8 protein-coding genes are annotated in these 10,217 nt (G+C 70.4%); 1 reads left to right on the plus strand and 7 read right to left on the minus strand.

Annotation, left to right across the window (positions count from 1 at the left end; all coding sequences use genetic code 11):
- Positions 1–42: 42 nt before the first annotated feature.
- The 6 genes from ACWEN3_RS32510 to dxr form a co-directional block, all read right to left on the minus strand.
- Entirely contained in the window at positions 43–1,746 is a 1,704-nt protein-coding gene (locus tag ACWEN3_RS32510; protein ID WP_452978090.1) for a proline--tRNA ligase, read from the minus strand.
- A gap of 73 nt (positions 1,747–1,819) precedes the next feature.
- On the minus strand, positions 1,820–2,350 hold the full coding sequence (locus tag ACWEN3_RS32515; protein WP_452978092.1) for a GNAT family N-acetyltransferase: 531 nt from the start codon (positions 2,348–2,350) through the stop codon (positions 1,820–1,822).
- Between the two features lie 20 nt (positions 2,351–2,370).
- The gene (locus ACWEN3_RS32520) at positions 2,371–3,219 is read right to left on the minus strand and encodes a GNAT family N-acetyltransferase (RefSeq protein WP_452978095.1); all 849 of its coding nucleotides are present in this window, start codon (positions 3,217–3,219) and stop codon (positions 2,371–2,373) included.
- Positions 3,220–3,368: 149 nt separating this feature from the next.
- Entirely contained in the window at positions 3,369–4,526 is a 1,158-nt protein-coding gene (ispG, locus tag ACWEN3_RS32525) for a flavodoxin-dependent (E)-4-hydroxy-3-methylbut-2-enyl-diphosphate synthase (protein WP_452978098.1), read from the minus strand.
- A 170-nt stretch (positions 4,527–4,696) separates the two neighbouring features.
- Entirely contained in the window at positions 4,697–6,001 is a 1,305-nt protein-coding gene (locus ACWEN3_RS32530; protein WP_452978101.1) for a M50 family metallopeptidase, read from the minus strand.
- On the minus strand, positions 5,998–7,269 hold the full coding sequence (dxr, locus tag ACWEN3_RS32535; RefSeq protein ID WP_452978104.1) for a 1-deoxy-D-xylulose-5-phosphate reductoisomerase: 1,272 nt from the start codon (positions 7,267–7,269) through the stop codon (positions 5,998–6,000). The genes ACWEN3_RS32530 and dxr overlap by 4 nt, the downstream gene beginning before the upstream one ends.
- A 277-nt stretch (positions 7,270–7,546) precedes the next feature.
- On the opposite strand from dxr, the gene ACWEN3_RS32540 reads away from it, so the two are divergent.
- Entirely contained in the window at positions 7,547–8,014 is a 468-nt protein-coding gene (locus ACWEN3_RS32540) for a hypothetical protein (protein WP_452978110.1), read from the plus strand.
- A 31-nt stretch (positions 8,015–8,045) separates the two neighbouring features.
- Here the strand turns inward: ACWEN3_RS32540 and ACWEN3_RS32545 are convergent, their stop codons facing one another.
- Entirely contained in the window at positions 8,046–9,983 is a 1,938-nt protein-coding gene (locus ACWEN3_RS32545; protein ID WP_452978107.1) for an acyl-CoA dehydrogenase family protein, read from the minus strand.
- Positions 9,984–10,217: the final 234 nt, after the last annotated feature.

Below are 10,217 nucleotides of genomic sequence, written 5' to 3' on the forward strand. Positions count from 1 at the left end.
CGGCCGCTGCTCGCGCCGATGTCCCCGGCCGGCTGTCTGTCCCTATGCCGTCAGGCGGGCGATCGCGTCCTCGACGGACAGCTCCTCGCGCTCGCCGGTCTTGCGGTCCTTCAGCTCCAGGACGCCCTCGCCGGAGCGGCGGCCGGCCACCAGGATCTGCGGGACGCCGATCAGCTCGGCGTCGGTGAACTTCACGCCCGGGGAGACCCCGGCCCGGTCGTCCACCAGGACGCGCACGCCCGCGGCGGCCAGCTTCTCGGCCACGTCCAGGGCCAGCTCGGTCTGCAGGGCCTTGCCGGCGGCGACGACGTGCACGTCGGCCGGGGCGACCTCCTTGGGCCAGCACAGGCCCTGGTCGTCGGCGCTCTGCTCGGCGAGCGCGGCGACGGCGCGGGAGACGCCGATGCCGTAGGAGCCCATGGTGACGCGGACCGGCTTGCCGTTCTGGCCGAGCACGTCGAGCTTGAGGGCGTCGGCGTACTTGCGGCCCAGCTGGAAGATGTGGCCGATCTCGATGGCGCGGTCCAGCTTCAGGCCGGTGCCGCACTTCGGGCAGGGGTCGCCCTCCCGGACCACCACGACGTCCACGTACTCGTCGACCTCGAAGTCACGGCCGGCGACGACGTTCTTCGCGTGCGTGTGCTCCTTGTTGGCGCCGGTGATCCAGCCGGTGCCGGGGGCGATGCGCGGGTCGGCGATGTACTTGAGCTTCTCGCCCCGGCCCTGCGGGCCGACGTAGCCGCGCACCAGGTCGGGACGGCCGACGAAGTCCTCGGCGGTGACCAGCTCGACGGCGGCCGGCGCGAAGTGCGCCTCGACCTTGCCCAGGTCGACCTCGCGGTCCCCGGGGACCCCCACGGCCACGATCTCGCCGTCCACCTTGACCAGCAGGTTCTTCAGCGTGGCGGAGGCGTGGACGCCGAGGGAGGCGGCCAGGGTCTCGATGGTGGGGGTGTCGGGGGTCGGGATCTCCTCCAGCGCGGGCACGTCCGAGCCGTCGACCGGCTGGAGTTCGTACGTGATCGCCTCCGTGTTGGCGGCGAAGTCGCAGTTCGGGCAGTCCGCGAAGGTGTCCTCGCCGGCCTCGGCCGGGGCGAGGAACTCCTCGGACTTCGAGCCGCCCATGGCGCCGGCGGTGGCGGCGCAGATGCGGTAGTCGAGGCCGAGCCGCTCGAAGATCCGCTGGTAGGCCTGGCGGTGCAGGGCGTAGGACCGGCCCAGGCCCTCGTCGTCCAGGTCGAAGGAGTACGAGTCCTTCATCTGGAACTCGCGGCCGCGCAGGATGCCCGCGCGGGGCCGGGCCTCGTCACGGAACTTGGTCTGGATCTGGTAGAGGATCACCGGCAGGTCCTTGTAGGACGTGCACTGGTCCTTGACGAGGAGGGTGAAGATCTCCTCGTGGGTGGGACCGAGGAGGTAGTCGCCGCCCTTGCGGTCCTTGAGCCGGAACAGCTCCTGGCCGTACTCGTCCCAGCGGCCGGTGGCCTCGTACGGCTCGCGCGGCAGCAGGGCGGGGAGCAGCACCTCCTGGGCGCCGATCGCGTCCATCTCCTCGCGGACGATCCGCTCCACGTTGGAGAAGACCTTCTTGCCGAGGGGCAGCCAGCTCCAGATACCGGCGGCGGTGCGGCGGACGTAGCCGGCGCGGACGAGGAGCTTGTGGCTGAGGACCTCGGCGTCGGCCGGGTCGTCGCGCAGCGTCTTCACCATCAACTGGGACATGCGCTGGACCGGTGCGTTCGCCATGGTTGTCGTACTCCTGCCGGGAAAGGGTGATGGCAAGGAGGTTAGCCGGGCTGCCTGTGCCGGTGGAAATCGGTTAACGCCTGCGGAGGGGCAGGGGGGCGCCCATCACCGCGTACGGCCGTGTCGCGCTCGGGAAGTGGACCTGGCGGGCGAGGTCCACGTAGCCGAGGGAGTGGTAGAGGCCTCGGGCGGGGCTTTCGGTGTCGATCGCGGAGAGGATCGAGCGGGGTTCGGCGGCGGTGTCGGTGATCTTCGTGATCAGGCGCCGGCCGATGCCGCGGTTCTGCCGGTCGGGGTGGACGTGGAGTTCGGTGATCACGAAGGAGTCGTCCAGCCAGAAGTCGTTGCCGCCGGCCCGGAGGTAGGGCTCCACGACGGTCGACCACCAGTGGGTGCGGCTGTTCGGCATGCCGTAGACGAAGCCGACGAGATGTCCCGCGACGGTGGCGCCCAGGGCCCTCGCGCCCTGGTACTGCATGTGCCGCTGCACGATCTGCCGGCGTACGGCGACCTCGTCGGGACCCAGGCCGAACGCGACGGCTTGGACGGCGAGGGCCTCGTCGACGTGGGCTGAGAGGTCCAGGGGGCCGATCACGAGGTCCATGCCGGGAGCGTACAGGGGGTTCAGAACAGCACACTCATGAAGGCGCCCACCTCTTGGAACCCCACGCGCAGGTACGTCCTTCGCGCCGCGGTGTTGAAGTCGTTCACGTACAGGCTCGCCACGGGGGCCACGTCCGCGAGCGCGTAGCGCAGGACCGCTGCCATGCCGGGGGCCGCGAGGCCCCTGCCCCGGTACTCCGGGGCGACCCAGACGCCCTGGATCTGGCAGGCCTGCGGGGTGGCCGCGCCGATCTCCGCCTTGAACACGACCTTGCCGTGCTCGTCGAGGCGGGCGAAGGAGCGGCCGGAGCCCACGAGTTCGGCGACGCGGGCCTGGTACAGCAGACCGCCGTCGCCGGCCATCGGCGATACGCCGACCTCCTCGGTGAACATCGCCACGCACGCCGGCATGATCGCCTCCATCTCGTCCTTGCGGACGCGGCGGACGTAGGGGTCCGGGGCGATGTCGGCGGGCATGCGGTCGGTGACCATCAGCGGCTGCTGGGCGCGGACCTCGCGGGCGGGGCCCCAGTGGGGCTCCAGCAGGCGCCACAGTGGGCCGGTGGCTTCGGCGGGGCCGACGATGGAGGAGCACCGGCGGCCGGCCCGCCGGGCACGGTCGGCGAAGGCGCGGACGGCGCGGGGGGTGGCACAGATGGGGACGAGGTTGGCGCCCGCGTAGCACAGGGACGTGAGCATGCCGTCCTCGTACCAGCCCCACATCTCGCCGCCGAGGCGCCACGGGTCGAGACCCGCGATCTGGACCCTGGAGGCCACGAAGGCGTTCACGACCGGCTCGCGGTCGAGAACGGCGAGCGCTGCGTCGAGGTCACTCGGTTCGAGCACCCGTGAGGTGGTCTGGGTCAACAAGTGCGGGGCCTCACCCTGGGGGTTTGCTGGTCCCGGCACTGTACCTCGCGCCCTTGTGGCGCGCTTCGTGATGGCGGACGGCGGTCAGGAAGGGACGTCCCGCCGCCGGGCGGCGACGGGACTCGTACGGGGACGCGGGCCTGCGCGGCTCAGTCGGCGACCGAGACCGAGGGCTCTCCGGAGGCGATGCCGTCCTTCTCCATCTGCTCGGCCAGCTTCATGGCCTCCTCGATGAGGGTTTCGACGATCTTGGACTCCGGGACGGTCTTGATGACCTCGCCCTTGACGAAGATCTGGCCCTTGCCGTTGCCGGAGGCGACGCCGAGGTCGGCCTCGCGGGCCTCGCCCGGGCCGTTGACGACGCAGCCCATGACGGCGACGCGCAGCGGGACCTCCATGCCGGTCAGGCCGGCCGTGACCTCTTCGGCGAGCTTGTACACGTCGACCTGGGCGCGGCCGCAGGACGGGCAGGAGACGATCTCCAGACCGCGCTGGCGCAGGTTCAGCGACTCCAGGATCTGGATGCCGACCTTGACCTCCTCGGCGGGCGGGGCCGACAGGGACACGCGGATGGTGTCGCCGATGCCCTGGGAGAGCAGGGCGCCGAAGGCCACCGCCGACTTGATCGTGCCCTGGAACGCCGGGCCGGCCTCGGTCACGCCGAGGTGGAGGGGGTAGTCGCACTGCTCGGCGAGCTGGCGGTATGCCTCGATCATCACGACCGGGTCGTTGTGCTTGACGGAGATCTTGATGTCGCGGAAGTCGTGCTCCTCGAAGAGGGACGCCTCCCACAGGGCCGACTCGACCAGGGCCTCGGGGGTCGCCTTGCCGTACTTCTGGAGCAGGCGCCGGTCCAGCGAGCCGGCGTTGACGCCGATGCGGATCGGGGTGCCGTGGTCCTTGGCGGCCTTGGAGATCTCCCTGACCTTGTCGTCGAACTGCTTGATGTTGCCGGGGTTCACACGGACCGCGGCGCAGCCCGCCTCGATGGCGGCGAAGACGTACTTGGGCTGGAAGTGGATGTCCGCGATGACGGGGATCTGGGACTTCCTCGCGATGGTGGCGAGCGCGTCGGCGTCGTCCTGGGTGGGGCAGGCGACGCGGACGATCTGGCAGCCGGACGCCGTCAGCTCGGCGATCTGCTGGAGGGTGGCGCCGATGTCGGACGTACGGGTCGTGGTCATCGACTGGACCGAGACGGGCGCGTCTCCGCCGACCGCCACGCTTCCGACCTGGATCTGCCGGCTCTTCCGGCGCTCGGCGAGCTTGGTCGGAACGGACGGCATGCCGAGAGAAATCGCAGTCATCTGCTGTGCAACCCCAAGTCGTGGATCAAGGTCCGGTCCCGTCCAACGGCGGGCTCCAGGCTTCGAGATTACGGTACGGTCCTCGGCCCCAGCACATCCCACCCGGTAAACCCACCCGATGGAAGGCGGTCCGGAACACAGGGTCCCGGACCGCCTCGAACCCCGGATGGCTAGGAGATTTTCACGGGGTTAACCACGTCGGCGATCAGGACGAGGACCGTGAAGCAGACGAAGATCCCGGCCACCACGTACGCCACCGGCATCAGCTTGGCCACGTCGAACGGGCCCGGGTCCGGGCGGCGTAGCACGCGGGCGACGTTCCGCCGGAGGGACTCCCACAGGGCGCCGGCGATGTGGCCGCCGTCGAGCGGGAGCAGCGGGAGCATGTTGAAGAGGAACAGGGAGAGGTTGAAGCCGGCGAGGAGCATCACGAACATGGCCAGCTGCTGGGAGGCGGGGATGTGCAGCGTGGCGATGTCGCCGGTGATGCGGGCCGCACCGATGATGCCCACCGGGGAGTCGGGTGCGCGCGGGCCGTTGCCGAACGCCGCGTTCCACAGGGCGGGGATCTTGCCGGGCAGTGCGGCGAGGGAGTCGACGGCGTCGCCGACCCGGTCGGTCATCCAGGTCACGGAGTCGCCGACGCCCAGCTTGACGACTCCGGTGGCGGAGCTGAAGCCGAGGAAGCCGGCCTTGACGTACTTGCCCTGGACGTAGGTGCCGCTGGAGTCCTTCTGGGCGACCAGGTTGGTGGCGATCGTCGCGTGCAGGGTGACCTGCCCGCCGTCGCGCTGGACGACGATCGGGACGTTCTTGCCGGCGCTGTCGCGGATGAGGTCCGACAGCGTGTTCCAGTCCTTGGTGGGCTTGCCGTCGAAGGAGACGATGCGGTCGCTCTTCTTCATGCCGGCGGCCTCGGCCGGGGACGCGGGGTCGGACTTCTTGCAGCTGTCGCGGTGCTCGCTCTGCGCGATGACGCACGGCGAGACGGAGGCGACGGTGGTGGTCTGCTGCTGGATGCCGAAGCCCATGAGCACCGTGAAGAACAGGGCGATCGCGAGGATGAGGTTCATGAACGGGCCCGCGAACATGACGATGACCCGCTTCCACGGCTTGCGCGTGTAGAACATGCGCGTCTCGTCGCCCGCCTGCAGCTCCTCGAAGGCCGCCGAGCGGGCGTCCTCGATCATGCCGCGCCAGGGCGAGGTGGAGCGGGCGGAGACCCGGCCCTCCTCGTCGGGCGGGAACATGCCGATCATGCGGATGTAGCCGCCGAGCGGGACCGCCTTGACGCCGTACTCGGTCTCGCCCTTCTTCCGCGACCACACGGTCGGGCCGAAGCCGACCATGTACTGCGGGACGCGGATGCCGAAGAGTTTGGCCGTCGACAGGTGCCCCAGCTCGTGCCACGCGATCGAGACGAGCAGACCGAACGCGAAGACCACTATGCCGAGGATGAACATCAAGGTCGTCATGCACGCGCCTCCGCGGTCGCCGTCGTGCCGGTGAGTTCACGGGCCCGGGCACGCGCCCAGGTCTCCGCTTCGAGGACGTCCGACACGGTGAGTGAAGTTCCCGTGGCCGGGGTGCCGTGCTCCTCGACCACCCGGGTGACGGTCTCCATGATCCCGTTGAAGGGCAGCGCGCCGCTGCGGAAGGCCTCGACGCACTCCTCGTTGGCCGCATTGAACACCGCCGGCGCCGTCCCCGCGAGCTGCCCCACGTGCCGGGCGAGGCCGACCGAGGGGAAGGCCTCGTTGTCCAGCGGGAAGAACTCCCAGGTGGAGGCCGTGGTCCAGTCGAACGCGGGGGCCGCGTCCGGAACCCGTTCGGGCCAGCCCAGACCGATGGCGATCGGCCCGCGCATGTCGGGGGGCGTCGCCTGGGCGATCGTGGATCCGTCGGTGTACTCGACCATCGAGTGAACATACGACTGGGGATGCACGACCACCTCAATGCGGTCGAACGGAATGTCGTAGAGGAGGTGCGCCTCGATGACCTCCAGGCCCTTGTTGACGAGGGTCGCGGAGTTGATCGTGATCACCGGGCCCATCGCCCAGGTGGGGTGGGCGAGGGCGTCCTCGACGGTGACGTCCGCCAGCTCGGCCTTGGTCCGGCCGCGGAAGGGGCCGCCGGAGGCGGTGACGACCAGCTTGCGCACATCGGCGCGGGTGCCGCAGGCGAGGGCCTGGAAGAGGGCGGCGTGCTCGGAGTCCACGGGGATGATCTGGCCCGGCTTGGCGAGGGCCTTGACCAGCGGTCCGCCGACGATCAGCGACTCCTTGTTGGCGAGCGCGAGGGTGCGGCCGGCCTCCAGGGCGGCGAGGGTGGGCGCGAGGCCGATGGAGCCGGTGATGCCGTTGAGCACGGTGTGGCACTCGGAGGCGGCGAGGTCGCCGGCCGCGTCCGGTCCGGCGAGGATCTCGGGCAGCGGCTCTCCGGGGCCGTACTGCGCGGCCAGCGCCTCCCGCAGGGCGGGCACGGCGTCCTCGCGGGCGACCGCGACGGTCCGCGTCCGCAGCCGGTGGGCCTGCTCGGCGAGGAGGGCGACCCGTCCGCCGTTCGCGGAGAGGGCGGTGACCCGGAAGCGGTCGGGGTTGCGCAGCACGAGGTCGATGGCCTGGGTGCCGATGGATCCGGTGGAGCCGAGGATCACCACGTCCTTGGGGCCGTCGCCGGCGAGGGGGTCGTAGACGAGGTGCGGGTCGGCGAGGGGTGCCGGATGGGCGGGACTGTCGGTCATCCCTCCATTGTTGCCGCAAGCGGCGAGTGTCAGGACAGGGTGTCCCCCGGGCGGGCGCTTTCACGGCTTTCGTCGTGGATAAGGCGTTTTCCCGTTGTGATGCCGATGTGAAGATCACCCGGCATGTCCACGGACCGCCCGGAGATCCGCGCCGGCCACCGTTTCAGGCGTGTACCGGTCCTGCGGAATTCGCGCGTGTCGGGGGCCCGTAGATGGCATGCTTCCCCTCGCGTCCCGCCCAACAGGGCCGCAACGGGGAGGAGTCACCTTGAACCGCATGCGCACCACCACCGCCGTCCTGGCCACGGCAGGCCTTCTCACGGCCGCTCAACTCGGTCTGGCCACCGCCGCGTCGGCCGCGACCGTGACGCCGAAGAGCACCGGCTGCCCGATCGACCTGGTCTACCCGAGCCGCTTCTACATCGACTCGCACGGCTGGGTCACCAACGGCGGCCTGTACTTCGGCATCAAGAACAAGAGCACCACCAAGAACTTCGGCACCGTGACGTTCACCGTCACGGACGTGAAGAACATCCGCTTCGGCACGGCCAGGCCCACCGGCGGCAAGGTCACCCACAGGACGTCCACGACGGTCTCGGTCTACACGGGGACGCTGAAGAAGAAGACGAGCCTCGGTGTGAGGGTGCAGACGCACCTGCTCAACACCCGCTCCTACAAGGTGAAGTTCACCCTCAAGGGCAAGGGCTGGACCTGCGCCGGCGACCAGGGCACCTGGGGTTCCTGACCCAGGCGCCCTGTCGACGGCCGGGTGACGCCTACGCCCCGAAGGGGCGGCGGGCGTTCTCCCGCGTGGACGGTCCGGGGGTCGCGTCGGCGATCCACGGGCCGTCCTCCGACGGGTCGACGATGCCCTCCTCCAGCCAGGTGTAGGCCCCGCCGAGGACGCCCTTGACCACCTTGCGGTCGAGGTCGTCGGTGTTGCTCCACAGCCGGCCGAAGAGTTCCTCGACACGGATGCGGGACTGGCGGCAGAAGGCGTCGGCGAGCTCATAGGCCTCGCGGCCGTGCTCGCCCCGGGTGCGCAGCCGCTCGGCCCGGACGCAGGCCGCGCTCATCGCGAACAGCTCCGCGCCGATGTCCACGATCCGGCCGAGGAAGCCCTGCTTGGTCTCCATCCGGCCCTGCCAGCGGGACATGGCGTAGAAGGTGGAGCGGGCCAGCTTGCGGGCGGCGCGCTCGACGTAGCGCAGATGGCCGGAGAGGTCGATCCCGTGCCGGAACTCGCCGTACGAGGTGGGCAGTTGACCGGGGCCCGCGACCAGCTTGGGCAGCCACTTGGCGTAGAAGACACCCGCGTTCGCGCCCGCCCTCGCCTTGTCGGACAGGGTCTTGTCGGGGTCGATGAGGTCACCGGCGACCGAGAGGTGGGCGTCCACCGCCTCGCGGGCGATGAGGAGGTGCATGATCTCCGTGGAGCCCTCGAAGATGCGGTTGATGCGCAGGTCGCGCAGGATCTGCTCGGCCGGGACCGCCCGCTCGCCGCGCGCCTTCAGGGACTCGGCCGTCTCGTAGCCGCGCCCGCCGCGGATCTGGACCAGTTCGTCGGCCATCTGCCAGGCCATCTCGGAGCCGTAGAGCTTGGCGAGGGCGGCCTCGATGCGGATGTCGTTGCGGTCCTCGTCGGCCATCTGGGAGGACAGGTCGAGCACCGCCTCCAGGGCGAAGGTGGTGGCCGCGATGAAGCTGATCTTGGAGCCGACGGCCTCGTGCAGCGCGACGGGCTTGCCCCACTGCTCCCGTTCCGCCGACCACTCGCGGGCGATCTTCAGGCACCACTTGCCGGCGCCCGCGCACATCGCCGGCAGCGACAGGCGGCCCGTGTTGAGGGTGGTGAGCGCGATCTTCAGGCCCGCGCCCTCGGGGCCGATCCGGTTGGCGGCGGGGACCCGGACCTGGTGGAAGCGGGTGACGCCGTTCTCGATGCCGCGCAGGCCCATGAAGGCGTTGCGGTTCTCGACGGTGACGCCCTCGGCGCCGGCCTCCACGACGAACGCGGTGATGCCGCCCTTGTGGTCCTCGGACTTCGGTACCCGGGCCATCACGACGAGCAGGTCGGCGACCACGCCGTTGGTGGTCCAGAGCTTCACCCCGTCGAGGACGTAGTCGTCGCCGTCGGGCACGGCCGTGGTGGCGAGGCGGGCCGGGTCGGAGCCGACGTCCGGCTCGGTGAGCAGGAAGGCGGAGATGTCGGTGCGGGCGCAGCGGGGCAGGAATGCGTCCTTCTGCTCCTGGGTGCCGAACAGCTTCAGCGGCTGGGGTACGCCGATGGACTGGTGCGCGGAGAGCAGGGCGCCGACCGCGGGGCTGGCGGAGCCGACCAGGGCGAGGGCCTTGTTGTAGTACAGCTGCGTGAGGCCGAGACCGCCGTACTTCGGGTCGATCTTCATCCCGAGGGCCCCGAGTTCCTTCAGGCCCGCGATGACCTCGTCGGGGATGCGCGCCTCCCGCTCGATGCGGGTGGGGTCGATGGTCGACTCGCAGAAGGCGCGCAGCTTGTCGAGGAACTCCTCGCCGCGCCGGACGGATTCGTCCTCCGGCAGCGGGTGGGGGTGGATGAGCTCGAGCCGGAAGCGCCCGAGGAACAGCTCCTTGGCGAAGCTTGGCTTGCGCCAGTCCTGTTCCCTGGCGGCCTCCGCCACCTGTCGGGCCTCGCGCTCGGTGACGGTGGTGCGTCGGGTGGTGGGGGCGGACATGAGGCTCACCTCGCCGCGAAGAAGGATGATTGCGGACCGTTCGTTACCGACCAGTGCTACTGGATCGTTGGTACCCGAAACGGGCCGCTCCCACCACCCCTCGCGCGACAAGTGTGGGCCGAACGGGTGGCGTCGCCTCACACACGGGCGTGTCGTCGCCCCTGACGGGGCCGCCGGTACCGGCCCGGCGGGCGGACCCGGGCAGACGAACGGCCGCAGCCCCCGCACAGTGGG

It is taken from the genome of Streptomyces sp. NPDC004561 (assembly GCF_053602155.1).